General features: G+C 67.6%; 11 protein-coding genes, 2 tRNA genes and 8 pseudogenes. 15 read left to right on the top strand and 6 right to left on the bottom strand.

The genetic code is table 11. The features are described from left to right. Positions 1-90: 90 nt before the first annotated feature. Together ACHMXE_RS30500 and ACHMXE_RS30495 are read right to left on the bottom strand one after the other, a co-directional pair. Positions 91-1,112 (bottom strand): annotated as a pseudogene (locus ACHMXE_RS30500) (amino acid aminotransferase). Further along, the gene (locus tag ACHMXE_RS30495; protein WP_395347842.1) at positions 1,112-1,285 is read right to left on the bottom strand and encodes a hypothetical protein; all 174 of its coding nucleotides are present in this window, start codon (positions 1,283-1,285) and stop codon (positions 1,112-1,114) included. Before ACHMXE_RS30495 ends, ACHMXE_RS30500 begins: the two are co-directional and overlap by 1 nt. 105 nt (positions 1,286-1,390) lie before the next feature. Here ACHMXE_RS30495 and uvrB point away from each other — a divergent pair. The 11 genes and pseudogenes from uvrB to ACHMXE_RS30440 all read left to right on the top strand — a co-directional run. Continuing rightward, a pseudogene (gene uvrB / locus ACHMXE_RS30490) lies at positions 1,391-3,512 on the top strand (excinuclease ABC subunit UvrB). Between the two features lie 238 nt (positions 3,513-3,750). After that, entirely contained in the window at positions 3,751-4,287 is a 537-nt protein-coding gene (iscR, locus tag ACHMXE_RS30485) for a Fe-S cluster assembly transcriptional regulator IscR (RefSeq protein WP_056580055.1), read from the top strand. A 109-nt stretch (positions 4,288-4,396) separates the two neighbouring features. Next, positions 4,397-5,616, top strand: a pseudogene (locus tag ACHMXE_RS30480) (IscS subfamily cysteine desulfurase). 59 nt (positions 5,617-5,675) lie between these two features. Continuing rightward, positions 5,676-5,997: pseudogene (locus ACHMXE_RS30475) on the top strand (iron-sulfur cluster assembly scaffold protein); the annotation flags it as partial. Between the two features lie 94 nt (positions 5,998-6,091). Further along, positions 6,092-6,415 (top strand): iron-sulfur cluster assembly protein IscA, encoded by a 324-nt coding sequence (gene iscA, locus ACHMXE_RS30470; RefSeq protein ID WP_203205516.1) that lies wholly within the window; start codon positions 6,092-6,094, stop codon positions 6,413-6,415. Between the two features lie 63 nt (positions 6,416-6,478). Beyond that, a pseudogene (gene hscB, locus ACHMXE_RS30465) lies at positions 6,479-6,998 on the top strand (Fe-S protein assembly co-chaperone HscB). A gap of 6 nt (positions 6,999-7,004) precedes the next feature. After that, positions 7,005-8,864, top strand: coding sequence for a Fe-S protein assembly chaperone HscA (hscA, locus tag ACHMXE_RS30460; RefSeq protein ID WP_395347841.1), 1,860 nt, complete (start codon positions 7,005-7,007; stop codon positions 8,862-8,864). 37 nt (positions 8,865-8,901) lie between these two features. Beyond that, complete coding sequence (fdx, locus tag ACHMXE_RS30455; protein ID WP_093342663.1) at positions 8,902-9,240, top strand: ISC system 2Fe-2S type ferredoxin; 339 nt, start codon at positions 8,902-8,904, stop codon at positions 9,238-9,240. Continuing rightward, positions 9,240-9,947, top strand: coding sequence for a DNA polymerase III subunit epsilon (gene dnaQ, locus ACHMXE_RS30450; protein WP_203205519.1), 708 nt, complete (start codon positions 9,240-9,242; stop codon positions 9,945-9,947). The genes fdx and dnaQ overlap by 1 nt, the downstream gene beginning before the upstream one ends. Before the next feature lie 85 nt (positions 9,948-10,032). Beyond that, positions 10,033-10,107 (top strand) — tRNA-Val (locus ACHMXE_RS30445). Between the two features lie 325 nt (positions 10,108-10,432). Beyond that, positions 10,433-10,516: pseudogene (locus tag ACHMXE_RS30440) on the top strand (hypothetical protein); the annotation flags it as partial. 211 nt (positions 10,517-10,727) lie between these two features. On the opposite strand, the gene ACHMXE_RS30435 reads toward ACHMXE_RS30440, so the two are convergent. Next, positions 10,728-10,842 (bottom strand) — tRNA-OTHER (locus tag ACHMXE_RS30435). Here ACHMXE_RS30435 and ACHMXE_RS30430 point away from each other — a divergent pair. The 3 genes from ACHMXE_RS30430 (at position 10,835) to ACHMXE_RS30420 (ending at position 12,766) form a co-directional block, all read left to right on the top strand. Then, positions 10,835-11,617: an NAD(P)/FAD-dependent oxidoreductase gene (locus tag ACHMXE_RS30430; protein ID WP_395347839.1), complete on the top strand. Its 783-nt coding sequence runs from the start codon at positions 10,835-10,837 to the stop codon at positions 11,615-11,617. The two genes, ACHMXE_RS30435 and ACHMXE_RS30430, sit on opposite strands and share 8 nt — an antisense overlap. Positions 11,618-11,689: 72 nt before the next feature. Next, positions 11,690-11,986, top strand: a complete 297-nt coding sequence (locus ACHMXE_RS30425; RefSeq protein ID WP_057593661.1) for a DUF883 family protein — start codon at positions 11,690-11,692, stop codon at positions 11,984-11,986. Between the two features lie 27 nt (positions 11,987-12,013). After that, positions 12,014-12,766: a phage holin family protein gene (locus tag ACHMXE_RS30420; RefSeq protein WP_395347838.1), complete on the top strand. Its 753-nt coding sequence runs from the start codon at positions 12,014-12,016 to the stop codon at positions 12,764-12,766. A gap of 6 nt (positions 12,767-12,772) precedes the next feature. Here the strand turns inward: ACHMXE_RS30420 and ACHMXE_RS30415 are convergent. Continuing rightward, a pseudogene (locus tag ACHMXE_RS30415) lies at positions 12,773-13,862 on the bottom strand (quinone-dependent dihydroorotate dehydrogenase). Between the two features lie 43 nt (positions 13,863-13,905). On the opposite strand from ACHMXE_RS30415, the gene rpiA reads away from it, so the two are divergent. Next, the gene (gene rpiA / locus ACHMXE_RS30410) at positions 13,906-14,622 is read left to right on the top strand and encodes a ribose-5-phosphate isomerase RpiA (RefSeq protein WP_395347837.1); all 717 of its coding nucleotides are present in this window, start codon (positions 13,906-13,908) and stop codon (positions 14,620-14,622) included. Here the strand turns inward: rpiA and ACHMXE_RS30405 are convergent. Beyond that, the gene (locus tag ACHMXE_RS30405) at positions 14,537-15,202 is read right to left on the bottom strand and encodes a glutaredoxin domain-containing protein (protein ID WP_395347836.1); all 666 of its coding nucleotides are present in this window, start codon (positions 15,200-15,202) and stop codon (positions 14,537-14,539) included. The two genes, rpiA and ACHMXE_RS30405, sit on opposite strands and share 86 nt — an antisense overlap. A gap of 104 nt (positions 15,203-15,306) precedes the next feature. Continuing rightward, positions 15,307-17,363: pseudogene (locus tag ACHMXE_RS30400) on the bottom strand (M3 family metallopeptidase).

The raw sequence follows: 17,363 nt of genomic DNA, 5'->3' as shown, positions 1-17,363 counted from the left end.
CGGGCTTGCGTGAACAAGTTGTGTCGCGCAGGTGACTCGAGCGAATCACCGCGCGGCCACGACCGCTTCATGCGCCCGCGGCGCCCGGTCTCAGATGACCTTGGCGATCGACGCGCAGACGTGCTCGATGTTCTTGCTGTTGAGCGCGGCCACGCACATACGGCCGGTGTCGGTGCCGTAGACGCCGAACTCGTTGCGCAGGCGCACCATCTGGTCCTTGGTCAGGCCCGAGTAGCTGAACATGCCGATCTGGGTGGTGATGAAGCTCATGTCTTCCTTCACGCCGGCGGCCTTGAGGCCGTCGACCAGCTTCTGGCGCATGGCCTTGATGCGCACGCGCATCTCGCCCAGTTCCTTCTCCCACAGGGCGCGCAGCTCGGGGTTGCCGAGCACCGCGGCCACCACGGCGCCGCCGTGCGTGGGCGGGTTGCTGTAGTTGGTGCGGATGGCGATCTTCAGCTGCGACAGCACGCGCGCGGCTTCTTCCTTGTTCTCGCACAGCACGGACAGGGCGCCAACGCGCTCGCCGTAGAGGCTGAAGCTCTTGGAGAACGAGGTCGAGACGAAGAAGGTCAGGCCGGCCGCGACGAACTTGGCGACGGCCGCGCCATCTTCCTGCAGGCCGTAGCCGAAGCCCTGGTAGGCCATGTCGAGGAAGGGCACCAGGCCCTTGGCCTTGACGGCGGCGACGACCTGGTCCCACTGCGCGGGCGTGATGTCGTAGCCGGTCGGGTTGTGGCAGCAGGCGTGCAGCACGACCACGGTGCCGGCCGGAGCGGCGTTGAGCGCGGCCAGCATGCCGTCGAAGTCGATGCCTCGCTTGGCGGCGTCGTAGTAGGGTAGCTCTCGACCTCGAAGCCGGCGTTGGTGAACAGCGCGCGGTGGTTTTCCCAGCTCGGGTCGCTGATCAGCACCTTGGCGGCGGGGTTGAGCTTCTTGAGGAAGTCGGCGCCGACCTTGAGGCCGCCGGTGCCGCCGATGGCCTGGATCGTGGCGACGCGGCCCGAGGTGACGGGTTCGCTGTCGGCGCCGAAGACCAGCACCTTCACGGCGTTGTCGTACGCAGCGATGCCGTCGATGGGCAGATAACCACGCGCCGTGGGCGCTTTCATCATGTTCTGCTCGGCCGCCTGCACGCACTGCAGCAGGGGCAGCTGCCGTTGTCATCGTAGTAGACGCCGACGCCGAGATTGACCTTGTTGGGGTTGGTGTCGGCGGCAAATTGCTCGTTGAGGCCGAGGATCGGATCGCGCGGTGCCATCTCGACCGCGGTGAACATAGACATGGAAAGGTCCTTTGGGATGAAAGCTTCGCTGGCAACCGCTCGAGGCTATAAGCTTTGCGGTTGCCTTGAATTTTACCGGCGCCACGCCACCTGACGGGTACAGCCATGCCAGAGACCAACGAAGCCATAGCAGACTCGAACAACGCCGACCCCGTGGGGCCGGCTCCCCAGGGCGAATTCATCAGCTTCCCGGGCTCGCCTTTCGAGCTGTACCAGCCCTATCCGCCGGCCGGCGACCAGCCGAAGGCCATCGACCAACTGGTCGAGGGCGTGAGCGACGGCGAGGTGTTCCAGACCCTGCTGGGCGTGACCGGCTCGGGCAAGACCTTCACCATGGCCAACGTGATCGCCCGCACCGGGCGCCCGGCCATCGTGTTCGCGCCCAACAAGACCCTGGCGGCGCAGCTCTACAGCGAATTCCGCGAGTTCTTCCCGAAGAACGCCGTCGAGTACTTCGTCAGCTATTACGACTACTACCAGCCCGAGGCCTACGTGCCGGCAGCGCGACCTGTTCATCGAGAAGGACTCCTCGATCAACGAGCACATCGAGCAGATGCGGCTGTCGGCCACCAAGAGCGTGCTGGAGCGGCGCGACACCGTGATCGTGGCCACCGTGAGCGCGATCTACGGCATCGGCACGCCCGAGGACTACATGGAGATGCGGCTGATCGCGCGCGTGGGCGACAAGGTCGGCCAGCGCGACCTGATCGCCCAGCTGATCCGCATGCAGTACACGCGCAACGAGCAGGACTTCGCGCGCGGCACCTTCCGCGTGCGCGGCGACACCATCGACGTGTTCCCGGCCGAACACAGCGAGCTTGCCATCCGCTTCGAGCTGTTCGACGACGAGATCGAGTCGCTGCAGCTGTTCGACCCGCTGACCGGGCGCATCCGCCAGAAGGTGCCGCGCTTCACGGTCTACCCCTCGAGCCACTACGTGACGCCGCGCGACAAGGTGCTGGCGGCGGTGGAAACCATCAAGATCGAGCTCGACGAAAGGCTCAAGGAACTCGTGGCCGCGGGCAAGCTGGTGGAGGCCCAGCGCCTCGAGCAGCGCACCCGCTTCGACCTCGAGATGCTGGCCGAGATCGGCCACTGCAAGGGCATCGAGAACTACACGCGCCACCTCTCGGGCGCGGCGCCCGGCGACCCGCCGCCCACGCTGACCGACTACCTGCCGAAGGACGCCCTGATGTTCCTCGACGAGAGCCATCAGATGATCGGCCAGCTCGGCGGCATGTACAACGGCGACCGGGCGCGCAAGACCACGCTGGTCGAGTACGGCTTCCGGCTGCCGAGCGCGCTCGACAACCGGCCGCTCAAGCTCGAGGAATTCGAGAAGCGCATGCGCCAGTGCATCTTCGTGTCGGCCACGCCGGCCGACTACGAGAAGCAGCACGCCGGCCAGGTGGTCGAGCAGCTGGTGCGGCCCACGGGTCTGATCGATCCCGAGGTGGAGGTCCGGCCGGCCACCCACCAGGTCGACGATGTGCTGCAGGAGATCCACGTGCGCGTCGAGAAGAACGAGCGCGTGCTGATCACCACCCTGACCAAGCGCATGGCCGAGCAGCTCACCGACTACCTGGGCGACAACGGCGTGAAGGTGCGCTACCTGCACAGCGACGTCGACACGGTAGAGCGGGTGGAGATCCTGCGCGACCTGCGCCTGGGCGCCTTCGACGTGCTGGTGGGCATCAACCTGCTGCGCGAGGGGCTGGACATTCCCGAGGTCTCGCTGGTGGCGATCCTCGATGCCGACAAGGAAGGCTTCCTGCGCGCCGAGCGCTCGCTGATCCAGACCATCGGCCGGGCGGCGCGCAACCTGAACGGCAAGGCCATCCTGTATGCCGACCGGATGACCGAATCGATGAAGCGCGCCATCGGCGAGACCGAGCGTCGGCGCGCGCGCCAGGTCGCCCACAACGAAGCCAACGGCATCACGCCGCGCAGCATCGTGAAGCAGGTGCGCGACCTGATCGACGGCGTCTACAGCGAGAAGACCGGCAAGGAAATGGCCAAGCTGGACCTGGAACGCGCCAAGGTCGAGGACATGAGCGAGAAGGACATCGCGCGCGAGATCAAGCGGCTCGAGAAGCAGATGCTCGAGCACGCGCGCAACCTCGAGTTCGAGAAGGCGGCGCGGGTGCGCGACCAGTTGGCGCTGCTGCGCGAGCAGGCCTTCGGTGCCGCGGGCGGCGACAACATCGCCGTGACGCCGGCCAAGTAGGCCGAAGGCCTTCGGTAGCCGCGCCCCCGATCGCCCGGAATCGGGTTTACCCGAGCAAAGTTCGGGGCCTTCTGATATACTTGAGCGAAACACTCAACAAAAAAGAAACTTCGCGATGAAGGACCGACTCACACCCACTGGCTCACCAGTGTCAAGAGTCGGGCAGGGCGGAGACGAGATCACCGTGGCTCCCGGGCAACGGTGTCATTTCAACGGTAAGCGCTAAAAGGAGCTTGCGATGCGTCTCACTACCAAAGGCCGTTTTGCGGTCACAGCCATGATCGATCTGGCGCTGCGCCAGAACACCGGTCCGGTCACGCTGGCCGCGATCAGCCAGCGGCAGCAGATCTCGCTGTCGTACCTCGAGCAACTTTTCGGCAAGCTGCGCCGTCACGAACTCGTCGAATCCACCCGGGGTCCGGGCGGTGGCTACAGCCTGGGCCGCAAGGCCGCCGACATCACCGTGGCCGACATCATCGTGTCGGTCGACGAACCGATCGACGCCACCCAGTGCGGCGGCAAGGAAAACTGCCTCGGCGAACAGGGCCGCTGCATGACCCACGAACTCTGGGCCTCGCTGAACCAGCGCATGGTCGAGTTCCTCGATTCGGTCACCCTGCAGAAGCTGGTCGACGACCAGATCGCCAAGGGCGTGCAGATCGAGAACAAGCCCGTCGTCAAGCGCGCCATTTCCGCGCAGCCGGTGGTCAAGCCGATCCGCGTCAACGCACCGAATTCGGTGTTTGCCCTCGGCAACGTGTTCGCCAAGTCCTGAGGACCGCGACGCAGACGCTTCGAGACGAGACCGACGCGGCGCCCACGCCGGGCGCCGCCAGTGAACGAACAGCGACCAAGAACAACCCCCACGCCAGCACGAGCCAGCCATGGACGTAACTCCTCATTTCCCGATCTATCTCGACTACGGCGCCACCACGCCGGTCGACCCGCGCGTGGTCGACGCCATGATTCCCTGGTTGCGTGAGCACTTCGGCAACCCGGCGTCGCGCAGCCACGCCTGGGGCTGGGAAGCGGAAGAAGCGGTCGAGAAGGCCCGTGGCTACGTGGCCGAGCTGATCGGTGCCGATCCGCGCGAGATCGTGTGGACCTCGGCGCCACCGAGTCGAACAACCTCGCGCTCAAGGGCGCGGCGCAGTTCTACAAGGGCAAGGGCAAGCACCTGATCACGGTGAAGACCGAGCACAAGGCCGTGCTCGACACCATGCGCGAACTCGAGCGCCAGGGCTTCGAGGTCACCTACCTCGACGTGCAGGAAGACGGCCTGCTCGACCTCGAGAAATTCAAGGCCGCGATCCGCCCCGACACGATCCTCGCGAGCGTGATGTTCGTGAACAACGAGATCGGCGTGGTGCAGGACGTGGTGGCGCTCGGCAACATCTGCCGCGAGAAGGGCGTGATCTTCCACGTCGACGCCGCGCAGGCCACCGGCAAGGTCGAGATCGACATCGCCAAGCTGCCGATCGACCTGATGAGCCTGGCGTCGCACAAGACCTACGGCCCCAAGGGCATCGGCGCGCTGTACGTGCGCCGCAAGCCGCGCGTGCGGCTCGAGGCCCAGATGCATGGTGGCGGCCACGAGCGCGGCATGCGTTCGGGCACGCTGCCCACGCACCAGATCGTGGGCATGGGCGAGGCCTTCCGCATCGCCAGGGTCGAGATGAAGGAAGACATCGCCAAGGCCGCGCGGCTGCAGAAGCGCCTGCTCGACGGCCTGAAGGACGTGGAACAGGTCTTCATCAACGGCGACCTCGAGCACCGCGTGCCGCACAACCTGAACATGAGCTTCAATTACGTCGAGGGCGAGTCGCTGATCATGGGCATCAAGGGCCTGGCGGTGTCGTCGGGTTCGGCCTGCACCTCGGCCAGCCTCGAGCCCAGCTACGTGCTGCGCGCCCTGGGCCGCAGCGACGAACTGGCCCACAGCAGCCTGCGCATGACCATCGGCCGTTTCACGACCGAGGAAGAGATCGACTACGCCGTCTCGACCATCAAGCACAACGTGGCCAAGCTGCGCGAATTGAGCCCCCTGTGGGAAATGTTCCAGGACGGCGTCGACATCAGCACGATCCAGTGGTCGGCGCACTGAGGCAGTGACGCGAGACCGCTCCGAAGCTCCACGTTTGAACACAGTTTGAGAGGTACACCATGGCATATTCTTCCAAGGTCATCGACCACTACGAAAACCCGCGCAACGTCGGCTCCTTCGAAAAGGGCGACGATTCGGTCGGCACCGGCATGGTCGGCGCGCCGGCCTGCGGCGACGTGATGAAGCTGCAGATCAAGGTCAACCCCGAAACCGGCGTGATCGAAGACGCGCGCTTCAAGACCTACGGCTGCGGCTCGGCGATCGCCTCGTCGTCGCTCGTGACCGAATGGGTCAAGGGCAAGACGCTCGACGAAGCCGCCGCGCTCAAGAACGCGCAGATCGCCGAGGAACTCGGCGCTGCCCCCGGTCAAGATCCACTGCTCGATCCTCGCCGAGGACGCGATCAAGGCGGCCGTGAGCGACTACAAGGCCAAGCACGGCGCGAAGAGCGCCGAAGCCGCGGCAGTGCACTGAGATGGCCGTCACGCTGACAGAAGCCGCCGCGCGCCATGTGAATCGCTACCTCGGCAAGCGAGGCAAGGGCGTGGGCGTGCGGCTGGGCGTGAAGACCACGGGCTGCTCGGGCCTGGCCTACAAGCTCGAGTACGTGGACGAGCTGACGCCCGAAGACGTGGTGTTCGAGGACCAAGGCGTGAAGGTGCTGGTGGACCCGAAGAGCCTGGCCTACATCGACGGCACGCAGCTGGACTTCGTGCGCGAGGGCCTCAACGAGGGCTTCAAGTTCAACAACCCGAACGAACGCGACCGCTGCGGTTGCGGGGAAAGCTTCCGCATCTGATGCGCAGTCGCTGACCGCGACAACAGCCGCCACCATGTCATGTGCTGGCGGTTTTTTCTTGCCATGAACCTGAACGACACCGACTTCGAGCTGTTCGCCGTCCCCGCGACTTTCGCGCAGGACCGCGCGGCGCTGGACGCGCGCTGGAAAGAGCTGCAGCGCGAAGCCCATCCCGACCGCTTCGCCGCGCAGGGCGCGGCGGCGCAGCGCGTGGCCATGCAATGGTCGGTGCGCATCAACGAGGCGCTACCAGCGGCTCAAGGATCCGGTGCGGCGCGCGAGCTACCTCTGCGAGCTGCACGGCGCTCCGGTCAATGCCGAGAACAACACGGCGATGCCGTCCGACTTCCTGATGCAGCAGATGGAGTGGCGCGAGGCGCTCGACGAGGTCGAGGACATCGCCGCGCTCGACAAGCTGCAAGCCGAGGTCGACGCGGGCCGTGCCCGCGCGCTCTCGTCGCTCGACTGGCTGATCGACGAGAAGGGCGATTACCCCGCCGCTGCGCAGCAGGTGAGAGCCCTCATGTTCATTGAGCGCTTCGGCCACGACGTCGAAGCCAAATCGGATCAGTTGGGACAATAAAGCCCTATGGCTCTTCTTCAGATTTCCGAACCCGGCCAGGCCCCGGATCCGCATCAGCGCCGCATCGCCGTCGGCATCGACCTCGGCACCACGCATTCGCTGGTGGCCTCGGTGCGCAACGGCGTGGCCGAATGCCTGCCCGACGACCAGGGCCGCGTGCTGCTGCCCTCGGTGGTGCGCTACCTCGACAAGGAGCGCCGCCAGATCGGTTTCGACGCGGTCGCCGCGCGCGCACAGGACCCCTCGAACACCATCACCTCGGTCAAGCGGCTCATGGGCCGCGGGCTGGCCGACGTGACCCACCGCGAAGCGATGTCCTATGCCATCGGCGGTGGCGACGGCGGCATGGTGCAGGTGCACACCGCAGCGGGCGACAAGTCGCCGGTCGAGATCAGCGCCGAGATCCTCGCGACGCTGCGCTACCGCGCCGAGGACACCTTCGACGACGAGCTCTACGGCGCGGTCATCACCGTGCCGGCCTACTTCGACGAGGGCCAGCGCCAGGCCACGAAGGACGCGGCGCAGCTGGCCGGCCTCAACGTGCTGCGGCTGATCAGCGAGCCCACCGCGGCCGCCATCGCCTACGGCCTCGACAACGCGAGCGAGGGCGTCTACGCGGTCTACGACCTCGGCGGCGGCACCTTCGACATCTCCATCCTGCGGCTCACGCAGGGCGTGTTCGAGGTCATCGCGACCGGCGGCGACTCGGCGCTCGGCGGCGACGACTACGACCATGCGCTGGCCGATTTCGTGCTGGCGCAAAGCGGTGTTCACACCGCGAGCGAAACCGACAAGGCTGCGGTGCTCGTGGCGGCGCGTGCCGCCAAGGAAGCGCTGACCGATGCCGACACCGTGACCTTCGCCGCCGACGTGGGCGGCCAGCCGATTCGCTTCGCTCTGCAGCGCGCGCAGTTCGACGCGGCGACCAAGGCGCTCACCGACCGCACCCTGGCCGCCGTGCGCAAGGCGCTGCGCGATGCCAGGCTCAAGGCCGACGACCTGCAGGGCATCGTGCTGGTGGGCGGATCGACGCGCATGCCGCAGGTCCGCGAGGCGGTTGCCGAATTCTTCGGCCGCGAGCCGCTGGTCAACCTGAACCCCGACGAGGTCGTCGCGCTCGGCGCCGCGATCCAGGCGAATCAGCTGGCCGGCAACAACGGCGCGGGCGAACTGCTGCTGCTCGACGTGATTCCGCTGTCGCTGGGCCTCGAGACCATGGGCGGGCTGGTCGAGCGCATCGTGCCGCGCAACCAGACCATCCCGACCGCGATGGCGCAGGACTTCACCACCTACCAGGACGGCCAGACCGCGCTGGCGCTGCACGTGGTGCAGGGCGAGCGCGACCTGGTGGCCGATTGCCGCAGCCTCGCGCGCTTCACCTTGCGCGGCATTCCGCCGATGACCGCAGGCGCCGCGCGCATCCGCGTGACCTTCACGGTCGATGCCGACGGCCTGCTGAGCGTGAGCGCCAAGGAGCAGGCCAGCGGCGTGGAAGCCAGCGTCACCGTCAAGCCTTCCTACGGACTTTCGGACGACCAGATCGCAACCATGCTGCAGGAGAGCTTCTCGACGGCGCAGCAGGACATGCAGGCGCGCGCGCTGGTCGAGGCCCGCGTCGATGCCGAGCGCATGCTGCTCGCGACGAAGAGCGCGCTCGATGCCGACGGCGACCTGCTCGACGCCGAGGAGCGCGCGGCCATCGATGCGTCGATGGACGCGCTGCGCCTGGGTGCCCAGGGCAGCGACGCGGCCGCGATCGAGGCCGCGACCAAGGCGCTGGCCGAGATCACCGAACCCTTCGCCGCGCAGCGCATGAATGCCGGCATCGCCCGCGCGCTCTCGGGGCGCAAGGTCGAATCGCTCTAAGACAGAACACCGCACAGAACGACAACGCAGGCGCTGCATGCCCACGATCAAGATTTATCCGCATCCCGAATACTGCCCGCAGGGCGCCGAGATCACCGCGCCCGCGGGCACCTCGATCTGCGAAGCCCTGCTCGACAACGACATCAACATCGAGCACGCCTGCGAGATGAGCTGCGCCTGCACCACCTGCCACGTGATCGTGCGCGTGGGCGGCGGTTCACTCAACGAGGCCGAGGAGGGCGAGGAAGACCTGCTCGACCGCGCCTGGGGCCTGGAGCCGCAATCGCGCCTGAGTTGCCAGGCGATCCTGGCGCAGGAGAATGTGACGATCGAGATTCCGAAGTACTCGATCAACCACGCGAAGGAAAACCACTGATGAGTCGTCTGATCGTTCTCGATACGGAAACCACCGGTCTGTCGGCCGAGAACGGCGACCGTGTCATCGAGCTCGGTTGCGTGGAGCTGTTCAACCGCAAGCTCACCGGCAACGACCTGCACATCTACTTCAACCCCGAGCGCGAGAGCCACGAGGATGCGCTCAAGGTGCACGGCCTGACGACCGACTTCCTGCGCGACAAGCCGAAGTTCGCCACCCTGGCCAATGACATCGTCGAGTACCTGCGCGGCGCCGAACTGATCATCCACAACGCGGCCTTCGACGTGGGCTTCCTCAACAAGGAATTCGAGCGCGCCGGCCTGCCGCCGCTCAAGACCTTCGTGAGCGAGGTGACCGACACGCTGGCCATGGCCAAGCAGGTGTACCCGGGCAAGCGCAACTCGCTCGACGCGCTGTGCGACCGCTTCGGTGTCGACCGCTCGAACCGGACCTTCCACGGCGCCAAGCTCGACGCCCAGTTGCTGGCCGACGTCTACATCAATCTCACGCGCGGCCAGGACGCGCTGTTGATCGACGTGGCCACCGCCGAGCCCGAAGTCGGTACCACGGTGATCGCCATCGACTTGAGCCGCATCGAGCTGCCGGTGCTGGTCGCGACCGAGCACGAACTCGCCGAGCACGACGCCGTGTTGTCCCAACTCGACAAATCGAGCAACGGTCGCACGCTCTTTCGCCAAAACGCTTGAAAAGCTGTGGCATAATCTAAGGCTTCGCAGAACGCGATTCATCCAGGCGCTGAAGCCCATCGAAGAGATCGGGCAGAGGCGTCAGGGGCGGTTAGCTCAGGGGTAGAGCACAGCATTCACACTGCTGGGGTCGGAGGTTCGAAGCCTCCACCGCCCACCAATTTCCAGGTTCCATTTTTTCTTCTCCGTCGGTGCATCGGCCCGACGGCATTGCCGTTCGCGTGTCGGTGCGCGCCGACGACAGGTGCCGTCGTGTGCTGCTGGTGGTGCGGGCCTTCGCGCCTAGAACCGAGGCACGACTTCAACCCAGGAGAACAGATCATGGCGACCGCACCCGATCTTCCGACACCGATCACGCCCACGCCGGGCCTGCCCGTGGAGCCCGACGAGGGGCCGAACAAGGCGCCGACGAGCCCACCGATCCCGAGCCGCCACCGACTGCGACCTGATCTTCACGGGCGCGGCGCTCGCGCTAAGCTCGCCGCATGGACGATCTCGATTGCGCCGTCATCGGCGGTGGTGTGGTGGGTCTGGCCGTGGCGCGCGCACTCGCGCTCGCGGGCCGTGAAGTGATGGTGCTCGAGGCCGAAGGCGCCATCGGCACCGGCACGAGTTCGCGCAACAGCGAAGTCATCCATGCGGGGATCTACTACCCGCAAGGCTCGTTGAAAGCGAAGCTCTGTGTCGAAGGCAAGCAATTGCTCTACGCGTATGCCGAGGCGCGCGGCGTGCCGCACCGGCGCTGCGGCAAATTGATCGTCGCGACTTCCGCCGAGCAGGTGGTGCAGCTCGAGGCGATCCGTCTCAAGGCCGCGGCCAACGGCGTCGACGACCTCGAAACGATCTCGGCCGCGCAGGCCGTCGCGCTCGAACCGCAACTGCGCTGCATGGCCGCGCTGGTTTCGCCGAGCACCGGCATCGTCGACAGCCATGCGCTGATGCTGAGCCTGCTCGGCGATCTCGAGAACGCCGGCGGCATGCTGGCTTTGAAGTCGGCCGTGACGCGCGCCGACCTGGAAGCGGGCGGCATCGTGCTGACCGCGCAGGACGGCACGCGGTTGCGCTGCCGCAGCGTGGTCAACGCGGCCGGGTCGAGCGCGCCCGATCTGGCACGCCACTTCGGAGGACTCGCTACTGAGGCCGTGCCCACTGCCTGGTTCGCGAAGGGCAACTACTTCACCCTGTCGGGCCGCGCACCCTTCGGTCGGCTGGTCTATCCGGTGCCCGAGCCCGGCGGCCTCGGCGTGCACCTGACGATCGACCTCGGCGGGCAGGCCAAGTTCGGACCCGACGTGCAATGGGTGAATTCGCCCGACGACCTGGTGGTGGACCCCGCGCGCGGCGAGGCCTTCTATGCCGAGGTGCGCAAGTACTGGCCCGCGCTGCCCGATGGCGCGCTGATCCCGGGCTACGCGGGCATGCGGCCGAAAGATCTCGGGCCCCGGCGATCCCGCGGCCGACTTCCGCATCGACGGACCGAGCGCGCATGGCGTGCGAGGCCTGGTCAACCTGTTCGGCATCGAGTCGCCGGGGCTCACGAGCAGCCTCGCGATCGGCCGCCACGTGGCGGACCTGCTCGCGACAGAGGAACTGAGTTCCGAGCCGATCGCGAACGATCTCTTGCAGAACTCTTTGTGGATGCGGTCCTCCGTGGGCAATGGAGCCTGTAACATGACAGCACGCCATTTGTAGGCGTGAAGCCGCCGGCGCGTTGCCGGTGTCATCACGGAGGAAGGTTTCCAATGAGTGCATCCAAGAATCTCGAGGCGGCAGCCGAGGACATCGCGAGCGACGTGCGTGGCGTGCTCGCCAGCAAGGACCTGGATTCGGTTCCCCACATCAAGGCGCTGCGCCAGCGCATCGACACCAAGCTCGCGATCGCTCGCGAGCTCGCCGCCGAGAAGAGCCGCCTCGCCGCCAAGAAGGCTCGCGAAGCCGCCTCGGCCACCAACGCCTATGCCCACGACGAACCCTGGCAGATCGCCGCTGGCGCGCTGGCCGTCGGTGTGCTGGTGGGCCTGCTGCTTGGTCGCCGCTGATCGAGCCATGACCGCGGAGGGCCGCCGGTGAGGTTGCTCTCTCTCCTCGGATTGGACCGGCGCCTGCGCCGGCTGCGCATTGCCGCGGCCGAAGGCGCGATGGCCGCCGAAGACCGTGTGCAGCTGCTGCGCATGGCCTGGGAGGAGGAGAAGCAACGGCTCAAGCTGGTGCTGGTCCTCGCGATCGTGCTCTTGGGCCTGACGACGATCGCCGTCGCGCTGCTGTCGGTGGCCGTCGTGGTCCATTTCTGGGACACACCGCAGCGCACCACCGCCGCCTGGTCGGTGGCCGCGCTCTGGATCGTGCTGTGGCTCGCGGCCGCCTGGGGCCTGTGGACCCAGCTGCGCGGTGCCTCGAACAGCTTCACGCCGACCCGCGAGGAACTGGCGCGCGACTGGACCTGGGTGCAGGAGCGCTTCGGGGCTTGGCGACGAGGCCGGCGAAGAGGACGAGGCGGCGCCGCGCCGTCCGGCCACGCGCGAGGAACTGATCGAGCGCATCGAGCGCCAGCGCCTGCGCATCGCGACCTTGCAGGGTGGCGGCACCGCCGCCGCGCCAGACGAGGAGCGGCCGGCACCGCCGCCGCCCGACGAAACGCCTACCGCCACGGCGTTGCGCATCGCGCGCGAGCATCCGGTGGCCACGGGCGTTGCCGTTGCTGCGGCGCTGGTGGTGGTTCGCCCGAAGCGCCTGCTGCGCTGGGCGACCTTCGTCGCGCCGATCCTCTGGCGCATGCGCTGAAACGGCCGGCGAGCCGCGCTCGCCCGCCTTCCCACTGAAAAAGCTCAGGCGTTGCCGCGATCCCGCTGCAGCGCCTGTGCCGTTTCATGGACCAGCGCCGGGCCGCGGTAGATCAGGCCGGTGTAGATTTGCACCACGTCCGCGCCCGCCGCGATCTTGGCCCTGGCGTCGGCCGCACCGAGGATGCCGCCCACGCCGACGATCGGGAAGTCCTTGCCCAAGGCGGCGCGCAGTTGGGCGATCACGCGGTTGCTCGATTCGCGCACCGGCGCGCCCGACAGGCCGCCGGCTTCCTTCGCATGCCGCAGCCCCTCGACCGCGTCGCGCGCCAGCGTGGTGTTGGTGGCGATCACGCCGTCCATGCCATGGCGGCGCAGCGTGGCGGCGATCACCGCCACCTGCGCCTCGTCGAGGTCGGGCGCGATCTTCACGAACAGCGGCACGCGGCGCGGCGCGCCACCGAGGGGCTGGCGCGCCAGCGTCTCGCGCCGCTCGGCCACGGCGCCGAGCAGCGCGTCGAGCGCCTCGTCGCTCTGCAGGCTGCGCAGGTTGGCGGTGTTGGGGCTCGAGATGTTGATCGTCACGTAGTCGGCATGCGGGTACACGCCATCGAGGCAGGCGATGTAGTCGTCCATCGCGCGCTCGATCGGCGTGGCGGCGTTCTTGCCGATGTTCAGGCCCAGCAGCATCGGCGCCTTGGCGCTGGCTGCGTTGCGGCGGAAGCGCGCCTTCTGCACGTTGGCCAGGAAGGCGTCGAGTCCATCGTTGTCTGAAGCCGAGCCGGTTGATCAGCGCCTGGCGCTCGGGCAGGCGAAAGATGCGCGGGCGCGGATTGCCGGGCTGGCCCTTGGGCGTGACGGTGCCGACCTCGACGAAGCCGAAGCCCATGGTGGCGAAGGCATCGATGCAGCGCGCGTTCTTGTCGAGACCGGCGGCGAGGCCGACACGGTTCGGGAAGCGCAGGCCGGCCAGGGTGACGGGATCGTCGACGCGCGGCGCCGCATAGGCGCAGGCCAGCGGCGTGTTCTGCGTGCGCGCGAGCCCGTCGAGCGTCAGTTCATGGGCATGCTCCGGGTCGAAACCGAACAGGAAGGGGCGGGCCAGGCCGTAGAGCGAGGAGGGCAGCAGGGACATCGTCGGATAATTCGGGGCTTCAATGAGCCCAGGATTCTCCGCGATGACCGCACCCCTTCCTTCTTCTTCCGCCGCAGCCACCCCCATCTCCCAGGACGAACTCAAGGCCCAGGTGGGCCGCGCCGCCCTGGCCTACGTGGTGAAGGGCGAGATCGTGGGCGTGGGCACCGGCTCGACGGTCAACAAGTTCATCGACGCGCTGGCCACGATCAAGGACCAGATCCGCGGCGCGGTCTCGAGCTCGGTCGCCTCCACCGAGCGCCTGCAGGCGCTGGGCATCCCGGTGTTCGACAGCAACGAGGTCGAGGAGCTGGGGGTCTACATCGATGGCGCCGACGAAATCGATCACCGCGGCTTCATGGTCAAGGGCGGCGGTGCCGCGCTCACGCGCGAGAAGATCGTCGCGGCCCAGTCGCGCCGCTTCGTCTGCATCGCCGATGCCTCGAAGCTGGTCGACACGCTCGGTGCCTTCCCGCTGCCGGTCGAGGTGATCCCGATGGCGGCGCGCCGCGTGATGCGGCAGTTCGCGGCGCTGGGCGGCCTGGCCCAGGTGCGCGAGAAGGACGGCCTGCCGCTGGTCACCGACAACGGCCAGCACATCGTCGACGTGACGGGTCTGAAGATCGCCGATCCGCTGGCCTTCGAATCCGAGGTGAGCCAGTGGCCCGGCGTGGTCACCGTGGGCGTGTTCGCGCACCAGAAGGCGAACGTATGCCTGCTGGGCACGCCCGAAGGCGTGCGCACGCTGGACTTCGCCTGATCAGAACTTGATGCCGGCCGGGTTTTCCGGCGTCGGGCCGCTCGGCGGTGCCGCGGGCAGCGGCTGCTCGTCGGCGCGCCGCGCGCGGGGCGGTGGGTGCGGGCGCCGGTGCGCGCGTGACCTGCGCGACCATCGGCTGCGCCGGCGGATGGCGGTAGCCGCTCGGCAGGCCGTTGCTACGGGGATAGCCGGCCGCGTCGAGGTACTGCCCCCACTGCGTGTCGGAGAAGCCGGGCAACTGCTGCGCGCCGATGGTCAACAGCGGCAGCGAGTTCTGGCCGCTGAGTTTCTGCAGTGCCTCCACGTCTTGGTTGCTGTTCACCGTGCGTTCCTGGAACGGGATGCCGCGTGTGACGAGCAGCGTGCGCGCCATCGAGCAGGGGCCGCATTCGTCGCCGCTGTAGAGCGTGACGGGATAGCGCTGCGCGATCTGGCGCAGCTCGTAGGGCAGGCCCGCGTTGGCGCCCGTGGCGGGCGTCGGCTGCGCATTGGCGGCGGGTTCGGTACTGGCGGTGGGGGCGCGGTCCGAGAAGGTGACCCGGCCGTTCTTGTCGACCTGCCGGTAGACCGGTTGCGCCATCGCGCCCGCGACGGCGAGCAGGAGGACGAAACCGGTCAGGCGACTTGGTGAGAATTTGTAAATCGGGCGCATGGCCCGAGTATCTCAAGCTTCAGCGCGCCGCATCAAGCCGGCTGCGGCTCGGCCATGCCCTGGTGTCGCAGCAGCGCATCAAGCTGGGGTTCGCGGCCGCGGAAGGCCTTGAACGACTCCATCGCGCTGCGGCTGCCGCCGGCCTCGAGGATGGCCTGGCGGTACTTGCGGCCGGTCTCGATGCTCGGCTCGCCGTTGGCGCCCACGGTTTCCTCGAAGGCCGCGTAGGCGTCGGCGCTCAGCACCTCGGCCCACTTGTAGCTGTAGTAGCCGGCCGCATAGCCGCCCGAGAAGATGTGGCTGAAGGTGTTCGGCGTGCGGCTGAAGGGCGGCGAGGGCATCACGGCCACCTCGGCGCGCACCTGGGCCAGCAGCGCGAGCACGTCGCCGGGCTTGGCGGCCGCGGCGTGGTACTCGGTGTGCAGCAGCATGTCGAACAGCGAGAACTCGATCTGGCGCAGCGTCTGCAGCCCGCTCTGGAAGTTCTTGGCGGCGGTCATCTTGTCGAACAGCGCGCGCGGAAGCGGCGCGCCGGTGTCGACGTGGGCCGTCATGTGGCTCAGCACGTCCACTCCCAGCAGAAGTTCTCCATGAACTGGCTCGGCAACTCGACCGCATCCCATTCGACGCCGCTGATGCCCGACACGTCGCGCTCGTTCACCTGCGTGAGCATGTGGTGCAGGCCGTGGCCGAATTCGTGGAACAGGGTGGTCACGTCGTCGTGCGTGAGCAGCGGCGGCTTGCCGCCCACGCCCTCGGCGAAATTGCAGACCAGTTGCGCGATCGGCGTCTGCAGCCGGCCGTCGTCGGGCCGCGGCCAGCGGGCGCGCACGTCGTCCATCCAGGCGCCGCCGCGCTTGGCGGCGCGCGCGGAGGGGTCGAGGTAGAACTGGCCGACCTTCTGGCCGGCGCGCTCGATGCGGTAGAACTCGACGCTCGGATGCCAGGTCGGCGCGCTGTCGCGGCGGATCGAGACCTCGAACAGCGTTTCGACGATCTTGAACAGCCCCGCCATCACCTTGGGCGCCGGGAAGTACTGCTTGACCTCCTGCTCGCTGAAGGCATAGCGCGCTTCCTTGAGCTTCTCGCCGATGTAGCTCCAGTCCCAGGGCTGCGGATCGGCCAGGCCCAGTTGCGTGGATGCGAAGGCGCGCAGGTCGGCGAGGTCGCGCTCGCCGTAGGGGCGGGCCTTGGCCGCGAGGTCGCGCAGGAACTTCACCACCTGCTCGGGCGACTCGGCCATCTTCGGCACCACCGAGAGCTCGCCGAAGTTGCGGTAGCCCAGCAGCTTGGCCTCTTCCTCGCGCAGCGCGAGGATCTCGCCGATCAGCGCCGTGTTGTCGAAGGCCGGGTCGCCGAGTTCGCTGGCGCGCGTGACGTAGGCGCGGTAGAGCGTCTCGCGCAGCGCGCTGCTCTTGGCGAACTGCATCACCGGCAGGTAGCAGGGCATCTTGAGCGTGAGCTTGTAGCCGTCCTTGGCCTCGGCTTCGGCCGCGGCGCGCGCGGCATTGACCACGTCTTCCGGCACGCCCTCGAGCTCGCCGAACTGCGCGTAGTAGGCGAAGGCATCGGTCGCGTCGAGCGCGTTCTCGCTGAACTTCTGGCTCAGTTCCGCCTGGCGTTCCTGGATCTCGGCGAAGCGCTGCTTGGCCTCGCCCTGCAGTTCGGCCCCGCCGAGCACGAAGTTGCGCACCGCGTTGCGATGCGCCTGGCGCTGCTCGGTATCGAGCGTGGCGACGTCGATCGCCTTGTACTTCGCGTACAGGCGCTCGTCGGAGCCCAGGCGGGTCCAGAACGCGGTGACGCGCGGCATCGCCTCGTTGTAGGCGGCGCGCAGCTCGGGCGTGTCGGCCACGGCATTGAGATGGCCGACCGCGCTCCAGGCGCGGCTGAAGCGTTCCGAGGCCACGTCGAGCACCTTGGAGATCGCGCTCCAGCTGGCGGGGAAGTCGGGTGCCGTCACCGTCTGCAGCGCGGTCTCGGCTTCGGCGAGCAGCACGTCGACCGCGGGGGCAACGTGTTCGGGCCGGATGCGGTCGAACAGCGGGAGGTCGGTGAAATCGAGGAGGGGGTTGTTCGAGGTGGCCAT

Origin of the sequence: Variovorax sp. UC122_21 (assembly GCF_044056785.1) — a bacterium.
In the GTDB taxonomy this organism is placed as follows: Bacteria; Pseudomonadota; Gammaproteobacteria; order Burkholderiales; family Burkholderiaceae_C; genus Variovorax.
The sequence above is the reverse complement of the archived record's forward strand: the minus strand, read 5'-3'. Positions and strand labels throughout refer to the sequence as shown.